Origin of the sequence: Mesorhizobium sp. M0998 (assembly GCF_040318885.1) — a bacterium.
Taxonomy (GTDB): domain Bacteria; phylum Pseudomonadota; class Alphaproteobacteria; order Rhizobiales; family Rhizobiaceae; genus Mesorhizobium.
Genome location: NZ_JAMYND010000002.1, coordinates 269,273 through 292,970 on the forward strand (window position 1 = coordinate 269,273; position 23,698 = coordinate 292,970).

A 23,698-nucleotide genomic window follows, 5' to 3' on the forward strand; every position below is an offset into this window, starting at 1 on the left:
CGGAGGCGACGCAGGCATTGACGGAGCCCGGCATCAGTTTCTACGAAGCGCGCGGACCGCAAGGCATACGCCTTTACGCGATCGGCGATGTGCACGGCCGGCTCGATTTGCTGACCGCCATGCACCGGCGGATCGAGGCGGAGCTGGGTCAAAGGCCGTCGGCCGATTGGCGCGTGATCCATCTCGGCGACTATGTCGATCGCGGCCCGGACTCCAGGGGCGTCATCGATTTCCTGATCGACGCGCAAAGACGCGATCCGCGTCACCTGATGCTCGCCGGAAATCATGATCTCGGCTTTCTCGATTTTCTCGATGTCCCCGATCCGGACGGGCTGTTCATGCGCTATGGCGGCATCCAGACGGCGCTATCCTATGGCGTGTCGCTCGGTGGGAGCAGCGCCTGGTTTGGCCGCGCCGATGCGGCACTGCGGCAAGGGCACGCCGCACTGGTCGAGGCGGTGCCGCAGAACCATGTCGAGTTCCTGCGCTCGCTGCCCTTCTCAGTGACGTTCGGCGACTTCTTCTTCTGCCATGCCGGCATCCGGCCCGGCGTTGCGCTGGAAAGCCAGAGCCGGCAGGACCTGATCTGGATCCGCGAGGTCTTCCACGACCACACCGGCCTTCATCCGAAGATCGTGGTGCACGGTCATACGCCGGTGCCCAAGGCCGAAATCACCGGCAACCGCGTCAATGTCGACACCCTCGCCTGGCAGTCGGGAAACCTCACCGCGCTCGTGGTGGACGGCGCGGACAAGCATATCCTGACAGTGACGGGTGAGCGGGCGTAGGAAACGCGTGGGATTATGAGCAGAGAGGCTAGCGAAGCGCGGCGGTGACGCCGTAGCCGTCAACGGCATTGTGGTCGTTGGCCGCGTCGGCGGAATAAATGCCGAGGCCGCACAAGACGATAGCCGACAACATGACAAAGGACAAAAAGGCTGCTTTCACGGACGTCATCTCTTGTTGAGCTTCCTGCATCTATGCACGAGCGGGTTACCAATGCGTTGAAACACAAAATACGTCGCAAATGTCGGACGGTTTCGCGCTTCTAGGCATGTTCTGTATCGGTGGTGTGTCGCGCGGGTCACAGGAAAGGTTCATCGCGGTTGCACGCAAGATGCAGAGCGCGCGCCTTTTAGGCTGGCGGACAGACACAGGCCAAGGATGAAACGCGTTATCCCCGGCGGATTTGCCGCCGCGTGCCAAATATGCAACGTCGCCAAATACGTTGACTATATGGGCCGTCAGATCGTCGCCACCCAGGCGCGGGCGATGGCCAGGCCGGCGGCATCGGCTTGCGGTCCGTTGCGGGCCATTTCGTCGTCGAGCCGGACGGCCCAATCCGGATGGCGTTCGGCGATCAGCGGTGCGAAGGACGTGCTCCAGTCGCGAACCATCGGCCGGTCGGCCTCGAAATGGAACTGAAAGCCATAGACGGCGCGGCCGATGCGGAACGCCTGGTTCTCGGCGACGGCGTTGCCGGCCAGCCGCACGGCAGTCTCGGGCAAGACAAAGGTGTCGTCGTGCCATTCGAAGATCGGGAATTTTTCAGGCAAGGCGGCGAGCACCGGATCGGCCTGCGCCGCCGCGGTGAGCGCGACCTCGTGCCAGCCGAACTCCGACGCGCCGCCGATCTGGTTCTCGCCGCCAAAGGCGCGCGCGACCAACTGGCTGCCGAGGCAGATACCAAGCACCGCGCGATCCCTCTCGGCAAAGTCGCGCGTCAGGTCGAGCAGGCCAGGAAAATAAGGACAGAGCTCGTCGTCCAGCGCATTCTGCGCGCCGCCGAGCACCACCATGGCGTCATGCCCGCCGCTATCTTGCGGCAGCGCGTCGCCGCAGTAGGGACGGCGCAGGTCGATAGCGGCACCCGCCTCGACAAGGGCCGCGCCGATCTGGCCAAGGCCCTCATTGTCGAAGTTCTGGACAACCAAGACCCGCATCGAAACCTGCTGACATGAAATTGATGCAACGAGCGATATCATGGCGCCAGCATTGCAGCCAACAGGGAACGCCTATGCCACTGCAAAACCGGATCGACCCGTTCGGCACCATCCATGCCGTGCCGGAGCGCGGCCTGTTCATGGGCAATCGCGGCATCATTCACGACCCCGAGACGAGAACGCTGTTGAAGAAGCGCTGGGCGCTGCAAGCCTGGATCATCTGCGTCTGCGAATTCGGCAACGTGCGGCGCGAGCCGATGGGGCGCAACCGGGCTGGCGGCAAGGCCGGCTGGACCGAGCTGTTTTTCCTCGACGAGGTGACGGCACTTGCCGCCGGCCACCGTCCCTGCTTCTTCTGCCGGCGCGAGCGGGCCAGGGATTTTGTCCGGCGTTTCGGCGACGCCTTCGGCATTGCCGAGTCACGCGCGCCGCAACTCGACAAGCGCCTGCACAAGGAGCGCCTGGCATCGGGCGGGCGGGCGACGAGACTGAAACCGGAAGCGCTTGCGGATTTGCCGGACGGCACGATGATCTCGTCAGGAAACAGGGCGTACGCCCTGTTTGACGGCGCCGCGCTGCCCTGGAGTTTCGGCGGTTATGGCGAACCGGTGGGATTCGGCGATTTTACCGACGGTCCAATCGGCCTGCTCACGCCGGCGACAACTGTTTCCGTGCTGAAGCGTGGCTACAGACCTGTCTGGCACGCCAGCGCGGAGGCTTGACGCCGGCGATGGCCTCGCCCATTCCTCGGCGATGCGCGCCAATTACAAGATGCAGCGGCTGTTCGTGCCGGACGGGCTTGGACCGGACATCGAGTTCGACGTCGGCCCGCAGCAAAGCCATTATCTCTCGCACGTGCTGCGGCTCGGCGAAGGCGCCGAAATTCTGGTCTTCAACGGCCGCGACGGCGAATGGTCGGCTGCGATAGCGGCAAAATCGAAGAAGGCGTTGCGCCTGAAGTTGCTGGCATTGCAGCGGCCGCAGCCGCCGTTGCCCGATCTCGTCTACTGTTTCGCGCCGCTGAAGCAAGGGCGGCTCGACTACCTCGTGCAAAAGGCGGTGGAGATGGGCGTCGGCATCCTGCAGCCGGTCATCACCCAGCATACGCAAGTGGCAAAACCCGGCATCGAGCGCCTGCGCGCCAATGTCGTCGAGGCGGCCGAGCAATGCGGCATATTGGCGGTGCCAGAGCTGCGCGAAGCGGAAAAATTCGAGCGCCTGCTGGCGGGCTGGGACCGCGAGCGGCGGCTGATCTTCTGCGACGAGGATGCATCGACCAACAGTCCCCTGCCGGCACTGCAGGTGGTGCGGGAGAGAAAGCTCGGTCTGCTGGTCGGACCGGAGGGCGGCTTTTCCGACGAGGAACGCAAGATGCTGAGAGCGCTGCCTTTCGTTACCGCGATTCCGCTCGGGCCGCGCATCCTGCGAGCGGATACGGCGGCGGTGGCGGCACTGGCGCTGATCCAGGCGACAATCGGCGATTGGTGATCAATTCCAATTACCCGCTGGCTCAGGATTTTTCGCTTGATCGGCTACTGACATTTCGTCCATCTAGCGCCGGCAGTGGCCGCGTGTCCTTTCGGGCGCGTAAAGGACGCTGTAGCATTTGATTGGGCACCTGATCCCTTCCGAAAATCGAAGCCGATTTTCAGGGTCATGTGCGGAGGGCTCCTATGGCGCGCGATACAACCGACTTCCGGCCGATAGAAAGCGTCGACGAACTCGTCGAGCATCTGGCCGAAGGCAACAAGCCGCGCGACAAATGGCGCATCGGCACCGAGCACGAGAAATTCCCGTTCTATGTCGACGGCAATGCGCCGGTGCCCTATGGCGGCGAGCGCGGCATCCGCGCCATCCTCGAAGGCATGCAGGACAAACTCGGCTGGGACCCGATCATGGATGCCGGCCGCATCATCGGCCTGGTCGAGCCGACCGGCCAAGGCGCGATCTCGCTGGAGCCCGGCGGCCAATTCGAGCTGTCCGGCGCGCCGCTGGAGACGATCCACCAGACCTGCCGCGAAGGCAATGCGCATCTGGCGCAGGTGCGCGAGATCGCCGAACCGATGGGAATTCGTTTTCTCGGCCTTGGCGGCAGCCCGAAATGGTCGCTGGCCGAGACGCCGAAAATGCCGAAATCGCGCTACGAGATCATGACCCGCTACATGCCCAAGGTCGGCACCAAAGGTCTCGACATGATGTACCGGACCTGCACGATCCAGGTGAACCTCGACTTCGAAAGCGAAGCCGACATGCGCCGCAAGATGCAGGTGTCGCTGAAATTGCAGCCGCTGTCGACGGCGCTGTTTGCCAACTCGCCCTTCACCGAAAGCCGGCCGAACGGCTTACAGAGCTGGCGCGGCGAGATCTGGCGCGACACCGACAATCAGCGCTCCGGCCTGCTCGAATTCTGCTTCTCGCCCGATTTCGGCTTTGCCGATTATGTCGAATGGGCGCTCGACGTACCGATGTATTTCGTCATCCGCGACGGCCAGTATCACGACATGACGCACATCACCTTCCGCCAGTTCATGGCGGGTGCTGCCCGTAACGACCTGCCGGACGGGCTGCCGACGATGGGCGACTGGGCGAACCATCTGTCAACGCTGTTCCCCGACGTGCGGCTGAAGCGCTTTCTCGAAATGCGCGGCGCCGATGGCGGGCCGTGGCGGCGCATCTGCGCGCTGCCGGCCTTCTGGGTCGGGCTGCTCTACGATGCGGCTGCGCTCGACGCGGCCGAGGCGCTGACCTCGAGCTGGAGCTACGACGAAGTGCTGGCAATGCGCAACGCGGTGCCGGAACAGGGCATTTCGGCGCCGTTCCGCAACACGACATTGCGCGAGATCGCCCGCGACGTACTCGTCATCTCGCGCATGGGACTGAAGAACCGCGGCCGCAAGAACCGCGACGGCTATGACGAGACCTCGTTCCTCAACACGCTGGACGAGGTCGTCGCGCGCGGCACCAGCGCCGAAGAGATGCTCTCGGCCTACCACACACGCTGGGGCGGCTCGATCGAGCCGGTGTTCATGGAATACGCGTATTAACGCTTCGCTATCCGCTTGGCCGATGATCCGGCAAATTCGCTTCAATCGGTGATGGAAACGAACTAGGCTTCTCCAACGAGGATTTTCCCGGAGGAGAAATCAATGCCTTCCTTGTTCGATATTCTGGCGCAGGCCCAGAACGGCAACGGCATGCAGGCGCTGGCCCAGCAGTTCGGGCTTTCGCAGCAACAGACGCAGGCGGCGGTCGCGGCGCTGCTGCCGGCCTTTTCGCAGGGGCTGAAGCGCAACACGGCGGACCCTTACGGGCTCGGCTCCTTCATGACGGCGATGGCCAGCGGCCAGCACGCCAAATATTTCGAGGATGCAAGCCGGGCCTTCTCGCCGCAGGGCCTCGATGAAGGCAACGGCATTCTCGGCCATTTGTTTGGCTCGAAGGACCTGTCGCGGGCCGTCGCCAACCAGGCCGCGCAGGCGAGCGGCGTCAGCCAGCAGGTCCTGCAGCAGATGCTGCCGGCAATCGCCTCGATGATGATGGGCGGGCTGTTCAAGCAGACCACCAACCAGCTAGGCGGGCAGATGCATGCGGCAGGCGGTGGCGGCAATCCGCTTGGCGAGCTCATCGAGCAGATGATGCGGCAGGCTGGCGGCGGCAGCCAGGCACCGACCCCTCAGCCTGCAGGCCCCACGGATAACCCGCTCGGCAAGGTGCTGCAGGATATGTTCGGCGGGCAGCAGCCGCAACAGACGCAGAGCCCTTACGGCGACAACCCGCTGGGCAAGGTGCTGCAGGACATGTTCGGCGGCGGGCAGCAGCCGCAAAGCCAGCCGCAGCAGACGCAGAACCCTTATGGTGACAATCCGCTCGGCAAGGTACTGCAGGATATGTTCGGCGGCGGTGCACCACAGCCGCAGCAGCCGCAGAACCAACCCCAGCAAACACAGAACCCTTATGGTGACAATCCGCTCGGCAAGGTACTGCAGGACATGTTCGGCGGTGGCGCACCGCAGTCTCAGCCGCGTCAGGCGCCGCAGCAACCCCAGGCGCCGCAGCCGCAGGCCAATCCGAGCGGCAGGCCGAGAAATCCGTTTGACGACCTGTTCGGCAAGATGTTCGAGACAGGCGCCCAGCAGCGCGACGACTACCAGAAAGGCATGGAGTCGATCTTCGACCAGTTCAAGCAGGGCATGGGCCGGCGCTAGACCAGACACCGGCAACCAATCATCAGTGCCGCCCAAAAAAGAAAGCCCGGTCCTGGGAGGACCGGGCAGCGCGCAGGCTGGCCGGGGGGATCCGGCAGGGAGTGGGGAGCCTGCGTAACTTGGTGGCGTCGTGCCTCAAAAAGGTTCAACGCGCCCGAACGGCGAAACCCACGCGATCACACGACCTTGCGGGCAATATCCTCGATCGTTTCGGCGCGCTCGACCGCGATGACGCGAAGCCTCTCTGTCGGATCGCGGCCAAAGGGTACACCGACAGCGACGTGCAGGTCGGCGCGGGTCAGACCGATGTCGGCAAGCTCGGCATCCGACATCTCGCCGAGGCGATAAAAGGCGCGGCGGTTTTTCCAGGCGCGGTAAATATTGGCAGCCGCATTGGCCACGCGCGTCGCAACGGCCGGACGCGAGGTGATGCGCGAGGTCTCGGTAGCGAAATCAAACGTAGCCATGTCGGTCTCCTTCACATTCGAACGGGCGAAACCGGTCGATCGGGCGCTGGCGACAGCGGCCGTTCCGGCTTCGATTCATCTAAGATGATGCATGTCGTCGCCCCAAAACCGGTGCCCACTTTTGGGCGACATGCATTCGCTTCATGTGGACAATGCGAATTTGCCATGGCCCGATTGATTAATCCAACGAATGTTTCTAATCTTTAGCATCAGCATCAATGATGGATTAGGCCAATGAAAGCGCCGCTCGATCTCGATCAGTTGCAGACCTTCATCTCGATTGTCGACACCGGCAGCTTTACCCGCGCGGCGGAAGCGGTTCATCGGACCCAGTCTGCGGTGTCGATGCAGATGCGGCGGCTGGAGGAACGGATCGGCAAGCCGCTGTTCGAAAAAGACGGCCGCACCAACAGGCTGACCGAGGAAGGCGACAGACTGCTCTCCTACGCAAGGCGGCTGCTCTATCTCAACAAGGAAACACTGGCCGCCTTCGACGACCGCCGGCTCGAAGGCACCATCCGCATCGGCACGCCGGACGATTATGCCGATCGCTTCCTGCCAGAGATCATGGCGCGGTTTGCCCGTTCCAACCCGCATGTCGAACTGACCGTTATCTGCGAACCGACGCCGGGACTGGTCGAACACATCAAGCGCGGCAATCTCGACCTGGCGCTGGTGACGCACAACGACGCGCGCGGCCAGTCGGAAGTGGTGCGGCGCGAACCGCTGCTGTGGGTTACCTCGGCCAACCATGCGACGCATGAGCAGCCGATCCTGCCGATGGCCTTCGGCCGGCCGAACTGCATCTGGCGGCGGGCCGCCGCCGACGTGCTCGATCAGCAGAGCCGCGACTATCGCATCCTGTTCACCAGCTTCTCTGCCACCGTCATCGCCGCCGCGGTGCTTTCCGGCCTGGCGATCTCGGTGCTGCCGGAATGCGCCCTGCGGCCCGGCATGCGGGTGCTGGGCGAGGCCGATGGTTTCGGCGCCCTGCCCGATTGCCGCATCGGCATCATGCGCGGTCAGACCTCGCGGCCGGAGATCGTCGACGCGCTTGCGCGCCACATTTCGGAGAGCCTCGACAATATTTCCGTGCCACTCGGCGAGGAGACCGGCACGTTCGACTTCGCCGCCCTCGCCTTCGCCAAGATGAAGCGGACCAAGCCGAACCAGATCCTGCCGGGCTGGTGATCGCGCGATTGGGGCGGACATCGAACACGGCCGCCTTGACGGCGGCCAACAACCGTCCCCCAATCGGCCGATGAGCGACGCAGCATCCGAATCACGCACCAACGCCACCGAATATACGGTGAGCGAGATTTCCGGCGCGCTGAAGCGTACGGTCGAGGACGTCTTCGGCAATGTACGGGTGCGCGGCGAGATTTCCGGCTATCGCGGACCGCATTCCTCCGGCCATGCCTATTTCTGCCTGAAGGACGATCGCGCGCGGCTCGACGCCGTGGTGTGGAAGACCACGATGAGCCGGCTGAAATTCCGTCCGGAGGAAGGCATGGAGGTGATCGCCACCGGCCGGCTCACCACCTATCCCGGAAAGTCGAACTACCAGATCGTCATCGACAATCTCGAGCCCGCCGGTGCCGGTGCGCTGATGGCGCTGCTGGACGAGCGCAAGCGCCGGCTGCAGGCCGAAGGCCTGTTCGACGCGTCGCGCAAGCGGCGTCTGCCGTTCATGCCCTGCGTCATCGGCGTCGTCACCTCGCCGACAGGCGCCGTCATCCGCGACATCATCCACCGCATCAAGGATCGGTTTCCACTGCACGTGCTCGTCTGGCCGGTGCGGGTGCAGGGCGAGACGGCGGGTGCGGAAGTGACGGCTGCCGTCAACGGCTTCAACGCACTGCCATGGGACGGCGCCATCGCGCGGCCCGATCTGTTGATCGTGGCACGCGGCGGCGGCAGCCTGGAGGATCTGTGGGGCTTCAACGACGAAGTGCTCGCCCGGGCCGTCGCCGCTTCGGGTATTCCGGTGATTTCCGCGGTCGGCCACGAGACCGACTGGACATTGATCGATCTGGCTGCGGATGTGCGGGCGCCGACGCCGACAGGCGCCGCCGAGATCGCCGTGCCGGTCAAGGTCGACCTCGAAGCGACGCTTGCCGGCCTTGGCGCGCGGTTGAAGACCGCACTGTCGCGCAATTTCGAACGCAAGCGGCAGGCGGCACGCGCGGCCGCCCGGGCGCTGCCCTCGCCCGACCAGTTGCTGGCGCTGCCGCGGCGGCGCTTCGACGAGGCGACGAGCCGGCTCGGCCGGGCGCTGTCGGTCAGCGTCGAGCGCAAGCGAGCCAGGCTTCTGGGGCAGCGGCTGACGCCGGCGACTTTGTCGCGGCGCATGAACGAAGCCCGCACGCTGACCCGTCGCGACCTCGCCCGTGCGCAAGCGGCGTTCTTCGCTATCGTGCGCGAGCGTCGAGCGCGGTTTTCACGCACGGCGACCAGACTGTCACCGGCGCCGATCGCAAGACGGCAGAAACTGCAAGGCGATGCCCTGCTGGCACTGACGCGGCGGCAGGACCAGGCGATTTCGCGGCGGCTGGACCGCCTGCGTGGAAAACTGACGCAGGCCGACCGGCTGCTGGCGACGCTCTCGCACAAGGCCGTGCTGGCGCGAGGCTTCGCGCTGGTCAAGGATGTGGACGGCGCCGTGGTCAAGCACGCGGCAGAAGTTGTGTCGGGGATGGCGCTTTCGCTGGAGTTCGCCGACGGCACCGCCGATGCAGTCGCCATCAGTGGCACGGCGCGGCCGAAGACGGTTGCCAAGCCCGCGGCCAAGCTCAAGGCGCCGGGCGGCCAAGGTTCGCTTTTCTGAGGGTGACCAAGACTTCTTTGAGGGTGAAATGACCGACCCGCACCTTGCGACGCCCTCGGGCAAACTGCGCGCCCGCGCCTTCGCGATCCCATTCGATGGAACGCCGGGCCGCTTCAACGCCATCACCGATGTGCCTGGCGTGACGGTGGGCTATACGACACTGATCTCAGGGGATGGGCCGCTCCTCGTCGGCAAGGGTCCGGTACGCACCGGCGTGACCGCGATCCTGCCACGGCCCAGAGGCGAGTTGGCCGTCCCGGCGTTCGCCGGGATGTTCAGCGCCAATGGCAATGGCGAACTGACCGGCTCGCATCTGATAGAGGAACTTGGAGCGTTCAATCTTCCCATCACCATCACCAACACGCATTCCTGCGGCGTCAGCCGCGACGCAACGTTGCGCTGGATGCAGGCGGTGCTGCCGCAATCGCTCGACAGCGCCTGGGCGCTGCCGGTGGCGGGCGAGACTTACGACGGCTTCCTGAACGATATCAACGGCCACCATGTGAGCTTCGAGCACGTGTTTTCCGCGTTCGAAACGGCTGAAAGCGGGCCGATCGAAGAGGGCAGCGTCGGCGGCGGCGCAGGCATGATCACCTTCGGCTTCAAGGCAGGGTCCGGCACATCCTCGCGCCGCGTCGACTGGAATGGAGAGCGTTTCACGATCGGCTGCTTAGTCCAGTCGAATTTCGGTGCACGGCGGAACCTCGTGATCCGTGGCATCAGAGCCGGAGCGGAACTCGCCGAACCGGCGACCCGGGACAACACGCCGCGAGCGGAAAAGAGCTCCATCATCGCGATCGTCGCCACCGATGCGCCATTCATGCCGCACCAGTTGAAACGGCTGGCGAAACGCGTGCCGCTCGGCGTCGCGCTGACCGGCGGCTATGGATACAATTCATCCGGCGATATTTTTCTGGCCTTCAGCACGGCCAATGCCGATGCGGCGCGCGGCGCGGCCGGCAAGCTGGTCAGCGCCGGCTATATACCGGATGCCGACATCAACCCGTTCTTCGACGCCGTCGTTCAGAGCGTGGAAGAGGCAATCCTCAATGCTCTGGTCGCCAATGAAGACATGACCGGGCGCGATGACAATTTCGTGCCGGCGTTGCCGGAAGCATGGCTCGAGGAGAGATTTGGCAAAGCTGCGCGGCGATAAGACCGCGCAACTGCATCAGACAGGCAATATTCGCCCGGCAGGTTTTGCCGGGGGGCGGTCCGTCAGCCGGCAGGCTTGTTGGAATTCCGCTCGTCCTGATCGGCCTCGGCCGCCTCTTCGAGCCTCGAAGCAATGAGCTCCTGAATGTCGCCGACCTCTTCCTGGATATCCTCCAGGGGTATGCCGGCTTCGGCGGCCTTGGCCGCACATTCCCTGGCGAGGGTCTCGGCCTGCTTCTCGATCCTGGCTGGCGAGGGCTGGCAGTGGACTTTTTCGCCAATCCACCCGCGCAAGAACTCGATTGCGTGTTCACTCATACTGCTGTTTCCCTAGCGGCTATGCCGGTTGGTAATCATAAACGTCGGCATCTTCGAAAAGATGCGTGCTGCCATTCGAGCCGAGTCGGCTTCGCCCGGCAAGCCGAACTTGTCCGAGGTCCACAGAGCCGAAGGGAATGGAGGGTTCAAGGAGCACGTTCTAGTTCTTGAGGACTGATTCTCCCGAGGAAACTCGTTCGACCCGCGCTATTGTTTCTATTTGCTTTTTGTCGGTTTTCAAGCCGTTTTAGATCACAATAGATGTCACAATAGCTAGCACATTTACCGCGCTCTCGCCGGCACCATGTAAGAGGCGAGCCGTCAAAGCCGCCGCTATATAGTGATAACCATTTGCAATGTCGACTCTGCTTGCGGTCCTGCTTCTTTCCGCCGCGCTTGCTGGGAGATATGTGGTGTGGCGAGGCTTGCGGTGCAAACTGCCGAGCGCCTCATGCAAGGCGTGCAATTGCATCTTGTGGAACCCTGAAGTGCTTGTCTAGGGTGGCTCTCTACCGCTGGCGGTAAAGGATCATGCCGGCATGATAGAGGACGCCTTCGACGAACTCACCATCCGCGGTGAAGCCCGCATCGTCCCAGTATTCTATGTGGTTGCCGTGCACGTCATAGCGTCCCCGGTAGGCGCTTTCGCGGTCACCGCGCGCTTCGTCATAACGGCCGCTCGGCAGGAGTTCGTGCCTGATATGGCGATCCTCGGTGACCCACATTCCGACATAGGGATGATCTTGGTGCGTCATTGGTTCCTCCGCAAGGATTGGAGTTGCAGGAAGGGTCAGGCCGGTTGGAGCTACAGCAACGGCAATACCCGTAAGCACTGCGGCCAAAGTGGATCGCATCAATGCGCCGCCTTCGTCGGACGCACGACTATCTCGTTGACGTCGACATCGTCGGGCTGTTCGATTGCATAGCGCACTGCCCTGGCGATGGCATCGGGTTGCAGGGCAATAGCACGCCAGGTTTTCATGGCGGCGGCAGCGGCTTCGTCGGAGATCGTGTTCGCCAGCTCGCTTTCCACCACGCCAGGATGAATGCAGGTTACGCGGATATCGTCACTCTCCTGGCGGAGCCCATCGGAAATCGCGCGGACAGCGTATTTCGTTGCGCAATAGACGGCAGCCGTGGGCGAGACGGCCAGTGCGCCAATGGAACCGATATTGATGATGTGACCGGAGCCGCGTGCCGTCATCTCGGGCAGAACCGCCGCGACGCCGTACAGAACACCCTTGATGTTGACGTCCACCATCAGCTCCCACTCGTCGACCTTCATGGCTGCCATGGCCGACAGCGGCATGACGCCCGCATTGTTGACGATGACATCGACCTGGCCCCATTCGGCCCGGGCTGCGTCGGCGAATGCTGCGACATCCGCCCTCCTGGTGACGTCGAGCGCTCGCACGCGAACCGTTCCACCAGATGCCTCGATTTCGGCCGCAAGCGCTTCAAGGCGGTCGGTGCGGCGTGCGCCGAGCATCAGCTTCGCACCTGCCGCGCCAAGCTCGCGGGCAATGCCAGCGCCGATGCCGCTGGAGGCACCGGTGATCAGAACAACTCTGTTCATGGTCATCGAGATGATCCTTTTGGCTGTGATTATTTTCACGATGTGAAGGGATTGGGTGCGGGTGAGCTCCCGCGGCGCGCCGGCCCTATTGGGGGGCTCACTGGGCGGTGTAGCCGCCATCGACCAGAAGCAAGGCCCCGGTGATGAAGCTGGACGCCGGCGAGGCAAGAAAGGCGATTGCCTCGGCAACTTCTTGCGGCTGGCCGATCCGGCCGATTGGATGCGCGCCGCCGAAGCTGCGCAGCATCTCCCGGCCATTCTCCACCACGCCTTCCATGATGTCGGTTTCGATCACGCCAGGGGCAACGGCGTTGCAGCGAATGCCCATGCGCCCGTATTCGATCGCGATCACCTTGGTCAGCTGTGCGACAGCCGCCTTGGAGGAGGCATAGGCCGCCTGCGTCTCGAAGGCCGCGACGGCCGAGATCGACGAGACATTGACGATCGCGCCGCCACCGCCGGCGGCCATCAATTCCACTGCGGCACGGGCAGTGACGAAGCTGCCGCGCGCGTTGATCTGCAGAATGCGGTCATAGTCGTCGACCGAGGTCTCAGTCAGTCGTTTGTTGAGCGTGCGACCGGCATTGTTCACGACGATATCCAGTCGTCCGAAGCGCTTCGCGGCGAGTTCGACCGAGCGTCTGGCCAGGTCCTCATCGGCGACATCGCCGACTAAGGTTGCCACGTCCTCGGCTTCCAATTCGCGTACGCTGTCGCTGAGATCGCTTGCCACGATCCGGGCGCCCCGCGCCCGCAGCAGTTCCGCCGCGCAGCGGCCGATGCCGCGTGCCGCGCCGGTCACGAGAGCGACCTTTCCATCCAGGTTCCAGGAGGAAGGCAGTGATGTCATGGGGTATCTCCTTGGTCAACCGGCATCGACCTGGATCGGGGGATCAAGCCTTTCTTGCCGTTGCGACAGAGATAGAGCCATGGCATTGTCGCGATAACCCGCCCGCCGTTAACCTCTATGGTAAGCCTGGCTAACCAATGGACATCGATCTCAATGCAATTGCCGTCTTCGTCACCGTGGCCGAGGAACGCAATTTTCGCGCTGCGGCAGACCGGTTGGGCGTGACGCGCTCAGCGGTCAGCCAGAGCATCCTCAGGCTTGAACAGAGCCTTGGCATCGCATTGCTGCAGCGCACGACACGCAGCGTCAACCTGACCGAAGCGGGCGAGCGCCTGCTGGCGAGCGTCGCACCGGCGATCGCCGACGTGAACGCGGCAATCGAAGCCACCACGGAGTTGCTGGATCGCCCGCGCGGCCGCCTGCGGATCGCGGTTTCGTCGATCGCCGAGGCCTTTCTGTCAGGACCGTTGCTGGCGTCCTTTGCAGAAAGATTTCCCGAGGTGCATCTGGATATTGTGGTCACCGACGAGGAATTCGACATCGTTGCCGAAGGCTATGATGCGGGAGTGAGGCTCGGCGAAGTGATCGAGCAGGACATGATTGCCGTGCCGGTATCGGGCGATCAGCGACAGATGGCCGTCTGCGCCCCGCGCTATCTCGAAAAGTTCGGAGCACCCGCCCATCCGCGTGAGCTTGTGGCTCATCGCTGTATCGGCTGGCGGCCGACGCCGGGAGTTTCGCCCTATCGCTGGGAGTTCGGCGAGGACGGGCGCGAGTTCGACGTGGCAGTCGCGCCCGAGATCACGACCAACGACATGTGGCTGATGATCCGGCTGGCCGTTGCGGGCGCCGGGATCACGTTCGGCATGGCCGATACATTCCGCCCCTGGCTCGACCGCGGCGAGCTCGTGCCAATCCTCGACGGCTATCTTCCGCCGTTTGCGGGTTTCTATCTCTATTTCCCAAGCCGACGAAATATCGCGCCGAAGCTGAGAGCCCTCGTGGATCACCTGCGCGGCGCGCGTCAGGCGCGGGACCGCGGGTGAGCGCTACGGGATCGTAGTGAACGCTCGGCGCTATTGGTCAGAAACCTGGCTGAAAGCTGAATGGTACCGTTGGCTGGGATCGAACCAGCGACCTCCGGATCCACAATCCGGCGCTCTAACCATCTGAGCTACAACGGCACGTTTGCCTGAGCGGGATCGAGATGAAACGTTCGGGACCCGCTCTGTCGTTCGGCGATGCGTCCATACGGGCTATCGGAGTTTAATTCAAGGCTTTTGGCAAGGCAAAAGCTCGCTCCGGCATCGAGTCATTTTCCGCCGGACAAAAGAAAAGGCCGGCGGGAGGAGGTGCCGGCCTTTTCCTGTTACGAGCCAGCGGGAGGAGGTGCTGGCTGGTCACCCCGGTGAGCAGAGGGAGGAGGTTCCACCCGCCGGGTATTCACTTGAACCACTATATCGCACATCTATTTGTCTGACGAAATGCGACCTTTTGATGCATCGTCAAACTGTGCGCAAATATTAGGCGATCTTGATTTCTTTCACGGCCTTCTCGAAGGCGGTCTTGATCGGCTTGGATACGTCCTCGGCCGCCTTGGCAGCAACCGCCTGGAAGTCCTTAGCCTGCTCGACGGTCATTTCGACGCGCTTGCGCAGGAAAGCGGTCTGCAACTCGACGACTTCCGACAGCGACTTGGCGCCGATCAGCGCTTCGAAATGCGAGAAGCCGGCTTCGGCATTGGCGCGCAGGGCGGCGATGGTCTTGAGCGACAGGTCGCTGGAAACGGACTTGGCGGTCTCATAGGTCGACTCCAGAGCCTTCTGGGTCTCCTCGGCGCCGGTCTTCAGCTTGGCGTAGGCCTCTTTCGACTGCTCAACGCCCTTTTCGGCGAAGGCACGGATCTGGTCGGTGGCCTTCGAAGCGTCGAAGCTCGGGAATTCAACGTTTTCGATCGTTTCAGCGGTCTTGGTCCTGGACATTTTCCATCCTTTTCAGCGGCAGCGGCTTTGACAAAATGCCGTCTCGTTCATCTATCATGGCAATATAAAGGCAAATTTTGTGCATTGCAACATGTTTGTTGCATCGCACCATAAAATATTTGGTTCGCGGCGTTAACCACGCGCCTAGAGATTCCGCTGGTTGCACGCTATGACTTGTGGACCTTCGCGCCGTCGGCTTTTATTAACAAAGCGTTAACCGCAAATTGCCCGCTCTGTGAGGGTCGCCAAGCGCATGCCGGCTGAAAACTACTCCTTCCTTGACGTCGCCGTGCTCGACGCCGTCCGCCTGCGCTTCGCCGCAGGCGACGCGATCGCCATTCTGTCGGCAGATCTCGAGCAGGTGATCTGGGCCAACGGGCCCGGCGCGGCGGTATTCGGCTATCCGGACATCGGCGCTATCATCGGCGCCTCGGCAGGGTTGCCGCTGATCGCCCGGCGCCAGATCATGGCAACCAGCGGTTTTCCGCAGATCGGCCGCGACCGTGCCATCACGGTCCGGCTGGCGACCGGCCTGACCAGCCGCGCCGTCGGTTTCCTGGCCAGCGCGGTGACCATGCCCGATGGCGAGGAAGCAATCATGCTGGCGCTGCCGGCGGCGCAGACCGGCTCGCGCAGCGCCGCCGAGATCGCCGACCGCGCCATCGGTGGCTTTACGGAAGACGGCCACTACATCGCCTTTGTCGATGCCAAGGGCAATATCGACGCCGCATCGGACGGCTTTTCGGCGCTCGGCATCCGGCCTGAGACGCTGGCCGCGCTTGTCGCCGACGTGGCGAACGAGAGCGACCGCATCGTCAAGCGCCTGGTTCCGGGTGGGTCCAGCTCCTATCCCGCGGGCCTTGCCCGGCTGACGGAAGAGCGGCACCTGCTGGTGGTGATCGACGAGGACCGGCTTGACGGCGAGGCTCCCGATGGCGAACGCGCCGGCGGGGAAACCGAGGCGGCAGCGGCACCGAGCGGTGGCGATCTTCCCCAACCAACGGACCAGGACAACGAGCAGCCGATCGCCAGCAGCGGCGCGGCGGAGATCGACCTTGCAGCGATGGAAGGCACCTCGGCATCGGCGGAGCACGAACCTGCCGACGCGGCCGACGATCACCGCACGGTTGGCAACGCGCCGACGCAGCATGACCATTGGTACTTCAATGCCGGCGACGACGCGCAGGTCCCGCCCGGCGCAGCTGCGTCCAGCGAAGTCGAGACCAGCCCGGACGCTTCGCAGGCCAGCCCGGATACTTCGCCGGAAAGCGCCGCAAAAGCCACCAAAGCCGCCTCGCCGGCCGAACACCGCGCTTCGGCGATCGATCGCACCGCCGCGCCCATGCGTTTCGTCTGGCGTACCGACGCGGAGGGCCATTTCAGCGCCCTGTCGCCGGAATTTGCCGAACTCGTCGGCAAGCCTGCCGCCGACGTGATCGGCCGCCGCTTCGAGGATGTTTCGGCCGCCTATGGCCTCGATGCTTCTGGCGAGATCGCCGGCCTGCTCGAACGGCGCGACACCTGGTCCGGCCGCTCCGTGCTGTGGCCGGTCGCCGGCACCGATCTGAAGATACCCGTCGATCTGGCGGCGCTCCCGGTTTACAGCCGCAGCCGCGTTTTCGAAGGTTTTCGCGGTTTCGGCGTGGCCAGGAGCGGCGATGCGGTGGTCGATCCGGATGCCGTCGGCATGGCCCTTGTCGCCGAGGAGAAACCTGCCGCGACCATCGGGCCGAAAGCCGTCGAACCTCTCCCCGAGATACCTAAACCCGCCGATCCGTTCAGGGGCGAAGTGCCGGCATTGACCATCGTGCCAAAACCCGAGCGGCGCTTTGCCGACAAGGTGATCCGGCTGGCCGAGCACCGGCAGCCGGCCAACGACAAGGGCCTGTCGACGCTGGAACGCAGCGCGTTTCGCGAGATTGGCGAGCGTCTCAAGAAGGACAGCACCCCGGCCGAAGAACAGCCCAGCGCCGGAAAGCAGAAGCCGGTTGAGAAAGTCGAGGCAGCCGGCAAGGCCGACGAGCCAAAGCTGAAAGAAGCCGGCCCGACGGACAAGGGTGAGATGCCGGAACCAGGTCCGGAAAGCGAGGCGGCTGCCGCCGAACCGCCCGAGGCCGATGCCGAGGACCAGAAGGACCTCGCCCGACTTGACGGCGAGCAGCCGGATGAGGTGGAAGCAGAGGCGCAAGCCGGCGAACCCGTCACACGCCCTGTTTCCGGATCGCTGCTCGACTATGCCGACCGCGAACCCAGAGATGAGGCGCAGGAAGGCGTTGAGCCCAGCACGAACCGTCGAACGATCGTCGCCGAAGCGCCGCGGGATGGCGACGACGACAGCATGACGGCCGAAGACTTCCGTGACGCCGAGGACAGCGAGGATTGGTCCGAGGACAGCGCAGCCGCAGCCGACGCTGCCGGCCATGTGCCGCCCGTCGAGCGGCCGCAGGCACAACCGCTCAAACTCGACGGCTTCGTGCCGTCGGCGTTTGCCGGAGAGGACAACACGGGGCCGGATACCTCGATCCTCGGCAAGCTGCCAGTGCCGGTGCTTATCCATTCCGGCGACCAGCTGCATTACGCGAACGACGAATTCCTCGGATTGACCGGCTATGCGACGCTCAATGCCCTGGACGAGGCTGGCGGGCTCGGCGCGCTGTTTGCCGACCCTTATGCCGACGACGGCAGTTCGGATGGCGGCGACCGCGCTCTGCGGCTGAAAACGCGCGAAGGTCAGGAGTTTCCGATCGATGCGATTTTACGCTCCGTGCCCTGGGGAAACGGCAAGGCGCTGATGCTGGTCGTACGTCGTTCCGGCGACGACGAGGCAGCAGCCATTCCACATGGCGCCGCCGAAGACCAAACGCAGCCGGATGTTTCCGAGCTCAAGGCACGTATTGCCGAAATGCGCACTATCATCGACACCGCCACCGACGGCGTCGTGCTGATCGGCCGCAACGGAACGATCCGTTCAATTAGCCGTCCGGCGGAAGCGCTGTTCGGCTTCGACAGCGACGAGGTGACCGGCAAACCGTTCGTCTCGCTGTTTGCGATCGAAAGCCAGCGCGCGGCGCGTGACTATCTCGAGGGGTTGTCGGAGCCCGGCGTTGCAAGCGTGATGAACGATGGCCGCGAGGTGATCGGGCGCGAGGCGCAGGGGCGTTTCATTCCGCTGTTCATGACTATCGGCAGGCTGCCCAACGACAGCGGCTTCTGTGCGGTGGTGCGCGATATCACCCAGTGGAAGCGGGCCGAAGAGGACTTGACCCAGGCGCGCGCAGTCGCCGAACGCGCTTCGTCGCAGAAGACCGATTTTCTGGCCCGCATTAGCCACGAGATCCGCACGCCGCTCAACGCCATAATCGGCTTTTCCGAGCTGATGGTCGACGAGAAATTCGGGCCGGTGGCCAATGACCGTTATCGCGACTATCTGCGCGACATCAACCGTTCGGGCAACCACGTTCTCGACCTGGTCAACGACCTGCTCGACATTTCGAAAATCGAGGCCGGCCAGCAGGAGATGGCCTATGAGGCGGTGTCGCTTAACGACACGCTGGCCGAAACCGTGGCGATGATGCAGCCGCAAGCCAACCGGGAACGCGTCATCATCCGCTCCAGCTTCGCCTCGCGGCTGCCGGAAGTGGTGGCCGATCTGCGCAGCGTGCGGCAGATCGCGCTCAACATCCTGTCGAACGCCGTCCGCTACACGCAGGCTGGCGGCCAGGTGATCGTGTCGACGGCTTACGAGATCTCCGGCGATGTCGTCATGCGCGTGCGCGATACCGGCATCGGCATGAGCCAGTCCGAGATCGAGCAGGCGCTGAAGCCGTTCAAGCAGATCAACGCGCTGAAGCGCGGCCGTGGCGACGGCACGGGTCTTGGGCTGCCGCTGACCAAGGCGATGGTCGAAGCGAACCGGGCCCGGTTCACCATCAACTCGACGCCCGGCGAGGGAACCCTGGTCGAAGTCGCCTTTCCCTCGACCCGCGTGCTCGCCGGTTAGCTATGGTTGCGCAAGAAAAAAGGCGTCCAACAGGACGCCTTGAGAAATTGGAATTGCTGTCACAACGGGGCTTGAGCGAATCAGATCCTCTCGGGGCTAAGAGGAACGGGATTTCTCCCTCAAGTTACGCACGACTATTGATGCCGGGCCTTAACAAATCCTTACCGGCACGCCGGAAAATTTACCAATGTGTACCACTCATGAAATCTAGGTAAATTCCGAAGAGATAATTTGTTAACGATACCTGGGACCTCAAAACGGCGCCACCTTGGATCCCGGGGTCAGTCGGCAAGCTGCGGCAGGCTGCGGAACAGCTCGAGCGCTTCGGGATTGGCGAGCGCTTCCTTGTTCTTGATGGCGCGGCCGTGCACCATGTCGCGTACCGCGAGCTCGGTGATCTTGCCCGATTTGGTTCGTGGAATATCGCTGACGGCGACGATCTTGGCCGGCACATGGCGCGGGCTCGCCCCGGTGCGGATTTTCGCGCGGATGCGTTTTTCCAGCTCGGCGTCGAGCTCAACGCCGGCCGCCAGCCGCACGAACAGCACGACACGCACGTCATTGTCGAAATCCTGGCCGATGCACAGCGCTTCGAGGATTTCCGGCATCTGCTCGACCTGATTGTAGATCTCCGCCGTGCCGATCCTGACACCGCCCGGATTGAGCGTGGCGTCGGAACGGCCATGGATGATCAGGCCGCCATGGGCGGTCCATTCGGCGAAATCGCCGTGGCACCAGACATCGTCGAAACGTTCGAAATAGGCGGCTTTGTATTTCCTGCCGTCAGGGTCGTTCCAGAAGCCGATCGGCATTGCCGGAAACGCCTTGGTGCAGACGAGCTCGCCCTTCTCCTGGCGGAGCGGGCGGCCGTCATCGTCCCAGACATCGACGGCAAGGCCGAGCCCGGGCCCTTGGATCTCGCCGGTCCATACCGGTTCGATCGGCACGCCGAGCACGAAGCAGGAGACGATATCGGTGCCGCCGGAAATCGAAGCCAGATGCACGTCCTTCTTGATGCCTTCATAGACGAAGCGGAAATCTTCCGGCGATAGCGGCGAGCCGGTCGATGAGATGGTGCGCACGCTGGAAAGATCATGCGTGCGGATCGGCTTCAGGCCGGCCTTGCGCACGGAATCGATGAATTTGGCCGAGGTGCCGAAATAGGTCATCTTTTCGGCATCGGCGAAGTCGAACAGCGCATTGCCGTCCGGGTAGAACGGCGAGCCGTCGTAGAGCAGCAAGGTGGCGCCCGATGCCAGGCCCGACACCAGCCAGTTCCACATCATCCAGCCGCAGGTGGTGAAGTAGAAGAAGCGGTCGCCGTCGAGCAGGCCGGCATGCAGCCGTTCTTCCTTGACGTGCTGGATCAGCGTTCCGCCGGCCGAATGGACAATGCATTTGGGAATGCCGGTCGTGCCCGATGAAAACAGGATGTACAGCGGATGCGAAAACGGCAGCCTTTCGTAGGCGACAGGCCTTGCGGCAAAGGGTGACAGCGCCTCTTCCAGCGCAGCCGCCTTGCCGATGGTCGCGGCGACGTCGAGCGAGGTGCCGAGATAGTCGACAATGAGGACTTTGCGGACGGTGGCGAGCTTGCCCGCCACGGCCGCGATCTTGTCGGCGACTTCGATCGCCTTGCCATTGTACCAGTAGCCGTCCGGCGCGATGAATATGACCGGCTCGATCTGGCCGAACCGGTCGAGAACACCCTGCTCACCGAAATCTGGGGAGCAGGACGACCAGACGGCGCCGATCGAGGCGGCCGCCAGCATTGCAGCAACCGTCTCCGGCATGTTGGGCATCATCGCGGCGATGCGGTCGCCCTTCTTCACCTTGAGCGACAGGAAAAGCTGCTGCAGGCGCGAGGTCAGCGCATGCAGCTCGTTCCAGGACAGCCGCCGCTCGACCTTGTCCTCGCCGCGAAAGACGATTGCGTCGCCAAGCCCGGTTTTCTTCAGGAGATTCTCGGCGAAGTTCAGCTTCGCATCAGGGAAGAAGGTCGCGCCGGGCATCTTGTCGCCATCGACTAGCACGCGTTCGCCCTTGTCGCCGACGATGCCACAAAAGTCCCAGACCAGGCTCCAGAAGGTCTCGCGATCATCGATCGACCAGCGATGCAGGTCGGCATAGGAGGAGAAAACCTTGCCGGCCATGTTCGCCGCGGCGTTCATGAAGGCGGTCATCGGCGCCGCGTCGATCTGCTCTTGCGTCGGGATCCAGAGCGGTGCGTCGTCAGCCATCTTTGTTCCTCCTCAAAGCACGTCACGTTTGAAGAGATTCACGCGACGCGCTTTAAACTTTTGTCTTTATGCATGTCGTTTATCCCAAAACCGCTGCGCACTTTTGGGCGACATGCATTGGCATCGCTTATGCATATCGCGATGCAGCAGAGCAAGATTTTGTTGGACCGCGCCGGTCAGGGTGTGCGCAAATGCCATCGCCGGGCCATAAAGACTTGAAATGCGTCAGCCGTCGGTTACACCCGTCGGGCGATTTTGTCGGAATGGAAGCATACGGGGCGATATGCCATCACCTTTGATCCGACGCGGAATATGGGCGATCGGCGCAGCCGTCATCGTCATCGCGCTGGTTGTCGCAGCCTTGCCGTTGATCGCCTCGACCCGCATCGTACGCGACCGTATCGCGTGGGAAATGAGTGCGTGGAGCGGTTTCCGGGTCACCATCGACGGCGCGCCGCGTATCGAGGTCTGGCCGAATTTCCGGGCGATCCTGAGCGACGTGACGCTGTCGCAATGGACAGAGACGGATGCGCCGCCCGTGGTCGAGGCCGAACGGGTCGAGGTCGACCTCTCAGCGATGGCGGCGCTGCGTGGCGATGTGGTGTTTTCGACGGCGCGGCTGGTACGACCGACGATCCGGGTTCAGCGTACCGCGAGCGGGTTTTTCCTGCCTGTGATTCCCAGCGGTGGGCGCATTACGCGTTCGATCGATGCTGCCCGCGCGGTGATCAACACAAATCCAGCCAAGCCGGATCTCGGCAAGCTGCCGACAGATCCGTTCGGCACAGTCGAGTTCAGGGACGGCCGCGTAGTGGCTGCCATCGGCGGCAAGGACCAAGAGATATTGAGCAGCCTGAGCGGCCAGGCGAATTGGGCCGCGATGAATAGCAATGCGACGCTGTCGGCGACCGGGATATGGCGCGGCGAAAGTGTTGCCATCGACGCAGCATCGCCGAACCCGCTCGTGCTGTTTGGTGGCGGCACAGCACCGGCCACATTTTCCTTCAAGGCGGCACCGGCCAGTTTTTCGTTCGACGGCCGCGCCAGCATGTCGGAGAACGGCTATTTCGACGGCCAGGCGAAATTCGCCGCACCTTCGCTCCGACGCGTGCTCGAATGGTCGCAGGCCGGCATCGCGCCCGGTGCCGCAATCGGCTCGATCTCGGTTTCAAGCAAGATCACGGCGACGGCCGGGCGCGTCAAATTTGAAAACACGGCCCTGACCCTCGACAACAACCCGGGAATGGGTGCGCTGGACTTCACCTATGGTGAGGCACTGCCGGTGATCTCCGGCACACTTGCCTTCGATACGCTCGACCTCAGATCATTTCTCTCCGCCTTTACGCCGGTACCATCCGCCGGCGGCACCGGCCCGGGCGAAATCGACACAAGCTTCGCCGACCGGATCAATCTCGATCTCAGGCTGTCGGCGGCGCATGCCACCGCCGGCGCCATCCAGCTTGCCGACGTCGCCGCCACTGCCCAGGTCAAGAACGGCCTTGCCGTCTTCGACATCTCGGATGCATCCGCCTTTGGCGGCAACGTCCAGAGCAGCGTCCGTTTCGACCGCAAGCCCGCCGGCACGGAAGTCGAGATCCGGCTGCTTGCTTCCGATATCGACGGCGGCGCTTTCGGCACCGCGGCCGGAATGACGCGGCTGGTGCCGATCGGCACTGGAACCGTTTCGGTCATCCTCAAAGGGCCTGGCAGAACCTGGGACTCGATTTTCGAAAACGCCAATGGCTCGCTGTCCGCGACGTTCGGCGCGGGTGCGCTGAGCCGGCTTAACCTGCCGGCGTTCCTCAAGCACACCGAACAGGGCGGATTCTTCGCGCTCGAGGACGTCTCGGACGGAACGCTGCCGATCGACGGGGCCGAGCTCAAGGCGAGCATTTCGAACGGTGTGGCGCGCATCGACAAGGCCGAGGTGAATTCCGCGCAATACAAGATCTGGCTTTCCGGCATCGCATCCTATGCCGGACGCGGGCTGGCGCTGTCCGGCGGCATCGTCCAGCCGAGCCAGGCTGCCACGCAGACGAACGGCCAGGGACCCAATCAGTCGTCCTTCTTCGTCGGCGGCACCTGGAGCACGCCGTTCATCTCGCCGATAAGCCGCGGCGTTTCGGGAGAGTAAG

The 23,698-nt window shown here is 63.4% G+C and carries 20 protein-coding genes and 1 tRNA gene; 11 read left to right on the forward strand and 10 right to left on the reverse strand.

Going from position 1 to position 23,698, the window contains the following annotated elements; translation table 11 throughout:
- The first annotated feature begins 17 nt into the window (after positions 1–17).
- Entirely contained in the window at positions 18–788 is a 771-nt protein-coding gene (locus NKH59_RS03210) for a metallophosphoesterase (protein WP_353020918.1), read from the forward strand.
- Between the two features lie 28 nt (positions 789–816).
- Here NKH59_RS03210 and NKH59_RS03215 read toward each other — a convergent pair whose 3' ends face one another.
- Positions 817–957, reverse strand: coding sequence for a hypothetical protein (locus tag NKH59_RS03215; RefSeq protein ID WP_292664785.1), 141 nt, complete (start codon positions 955–957; stop codon positions 817–819).
- Positions 958–1,244: 287 nt separating this feature from the next.
- Complete coding sequence (locus tag NKH59_RS03220; RefSeq protein WP_352768141.1) at positions 1,245–1,943, reverse strand: type 1 glutamine amidotransferase; 699 nt, start codon at positions 1,941–1,943, stop codon at positions 1,245–1,247.
- A gap of 74 nt (positions 1,944–2,017) precedes the next feature.
- Here NKH59_RS03220 and NKH59_RS03225 point away from each other — a divergent pair, with 74 nt between their 5' ends.
- The 4 genes from NKH59_RS03225 (at position 2,018) to NKH59_RS03240 (ending at position 6,148) form a co-directional block, all read left to right on the forward strand.
- The gene (locus tag NKH59_RS03225) at positions 2,018–2,665 is read left to right on the forward strand and encodes a hypothetical protein (RefSeq protein WP_352747853.1); all 648 of its coding nucleotides are present in this window, start codon (positions 2,018–2,020) and stop codon (positions 2,663–2,665) included.
- 31 nt (positions 2,666–2,696) lie between these two features.
- Entirely contained in the window at positions 2,697–3,431 is a 735-nt protein-coding gene (locus tag NKH59_RS03230) for a 16S rRNA (uracil(1498)-N(3))-methyltransferase (RefSeq protein WP_353020921.1), read from the forward strand.
- Between the two features lie 185 nt (positions 3,432–3,616).
- On the forward strand, positions 3,617–4,987 hold the full coding sequence (locus NKH59_RS03235; protein WP_353020852.1) for a glutamate--cysteine ligase: 1,371 nt from the start codon (positions 3,617–3,619) through the stop codon (positions 4,985–4,987).
- A 102-nt stretch (positions 4,988–5,089) separates the two neighbouring features.
- Positions 5,090–6,148, forward strand: coding sequence for a DUF937 domain-containing protein (locus NKH59_RS03240; RefSeq protein WP_353020854.1), 1,059 nt, complete (start codon positions 5,090–5,092; stop codon positions 6,146–6,148).
- 176 nt (positions 6,149–6,324) lie between these two features.
- On the opposite strand, the gene NKH59_RS03245 is transcribed toward NKH59_RS03240, so the two are convergent.
- On the reverse strand, positions 6,325–6,615 hold the full coding sequence (locus NKH59_RS03245) for a DUF1127 domain-containing protein (protein WP_352821928.1): 291 nt from the start codon (positions 6,613–6,615) through the stop codon (positions 6,325–6,327).
- Positions 6,616–6,849: 234 nt separating this feature from the next.
- On the opposite strand from NKH59_RS03245, the gene NKH59_RS03250 reads away from it, so the two are divergent.
- The 3 genes from NKH59_RS03250 (at position 6,850) to NKH59_RS03260 (ending at position 10,598) form a co-directional block, all read left to right on the forward strand.
- Entirely contained in the window at positions 6,850–7,806 is a 957-nt protein-coding gene (locus NKH59_RS03250; RefSeq protein WP_023680469.1) for a LysR substrate-binding domain-containing protein, read from the forward strand.
- Positions 7,807–7,876: 70 nt separating this feature from the next.
- Positions 7,877–9,442 carry an exodeoxyribonuclease VII large subunit gene (gene xseA, locus NKH59_RS03255; protein WP_352981017.1) on the forward strand — a complete coding sequence of 522 codons (1,566 nt, stop codon included), beginning with the start codon at positions 7,877–7,879 and terminating at the stop codon, positions 9,440–9,442.
- Positions 9,443–9,470: 28 nt separating this feature from the next.
- A complete protein-coding gene (locus tag NKH59_RS03260) occupies positions 9,471–10,598 on the forward strand; it encodes a DmpA family aminopeptidase (protein ID WP_353020856.1) in 1,128 nt (375 codons plus the stop codon).
- A gap of 62 nt (positions 10,599–10,660) precedes the next feature.
- Here the strand turns inward: NKH59_RS03260 and NKH59_RS03265 are convergent, their stop codons facing one another.
- From NKH59_RS03265 to NKH59_RS03280, 4 genes are all read right to left on the reverse strand, one after another.
- Entirely contained in the window at positions 10,661–10,915 is a 255-nt protein-coding gene (locus NKH59_RS03265) for a DUF768 domain-containing protein (protein WP_023677464.1), read from the reverse strand.
- Between the two features lie 509 nt (positions 10,916–11,424).
- Positions 11,425–11,769, reverse strand: a complete 345-nt coding sequence (locus NKH59_RS03270; RefSeq protein ID WP_353020858.1) for an Atu4866 domain-containing protein — start codon at positions 11,767–11,769, stop codon at positions 11,425–11,427.
- Complete coding sequence (locus tag NKH59_RS03275; protein WP_352821919.1) at positions 11,769–12,497, reverse strand: SDR family oxidoreductase; 729 nt, start codon at positions 12,495–12,497, stop codon at positions 11,769–11,771. Before NKH59_RS03275 ends, NKH59_RS03270 begins: the two co-directional genes overlap by 1 nt.
- A gap of 91 nt (positions 12,498–12,588) precedes the next feature.
- A complete protein-coding gene (locus NKH59_RS03280) occupies positions 12,589–13,341 on the reverse strand; it encodes an SDR family NAD(P)-dependent oxidoreductase (RefSeq protein ID WP_353020861.1) in 753 nt (250 codons plus the stop codon).
- Between the two features lie 137 nt (positions 13,342–13,478).
- Between NKH59_RS03280 and NKH59_RS03285 the strand changes: the two genes are divergently transcribed.
- The gene (locus NKH59_RS03285; RefSeq protein WP_353020863.1) at positions 13,479–14,387 is read left to right on the forward strand and encodes a LysR family transcriptional regulator; all 909 of its coding nucleotides are present in this window, start codon (positions 13,479–13,481) and stop codon (positions 14,385–14,387) included.
- Positions 14,388–14,448: 61 nt separating this feature from the next.
- Here NKH59_RS03285 and NKH59_RS03290 read toward each other — a convergent pair.
- Positions 14,449–14,525, reverse strand: a tRNA-His gene (locus NKH59_RS03290).
- A 339-nt stretch (positions 14,526–14,864) separates the two neighbouring features.
- Positions 14,865–15,323, reverse strand: a complete 459-nt coding sequence (locus NKH59_RS03295; RefSeq protein ID WP_254819298.1) for a phasin — start codon at positions 15,321–15,323, stop codon at positions 14,865–14,867.
- Between the two features lie 253 nt (positions 15,324–15,576).
- Here NKH59_RS03295 and NKH59_RS03300 point away from each other — a divergent pair, with 253 nt between their 5' ends.
- Positions 15,577–19,323 (forward strand): PAS domain S-box protein, encoded by a 3,747-nt coding sequence (locus NKH59_RS03300; protein WP_353020864.1) that lies wholly within the window; start codon positions 15,577–15,579, stop codon positions 19,321–19,323.
- Positions 19,324–19,604: 281 nt separating this feature from the next.
- Here the strand turns inward: NKH59_RS03300 and NKH59_RS03305 are convergent, their stop codons facing one another.
- Positions 19,605–21,563, reverse strand: a complete 1,959-nt coding sequence (locus NKH59_RS03305; RefSeq protein WP_353020866.1) for an acetoacetate--CoA ligase — start codon at positions 21,561–21,563, stop codon at positions 19,605–19,607.
- A 283-nt stretch (positions 21,564–21,846) separates the two neighbouring features.
- Here NKH59_RS03305 and NKH59_RS03310 point away from each other — a divergent pair, with 283 nt between their 5' ends.
- A complete protein-coding gene (locus tag NKH59_RS03310; RefSeq protein ID WP_353020868.1) occupies positions 21,847–23,697 on the forward strand; it encodes an AsmA family protein in 1,851 nt (616 codons plus the stop codon).
- Position 23,698 lies beyond the last annotated feature (1 nt).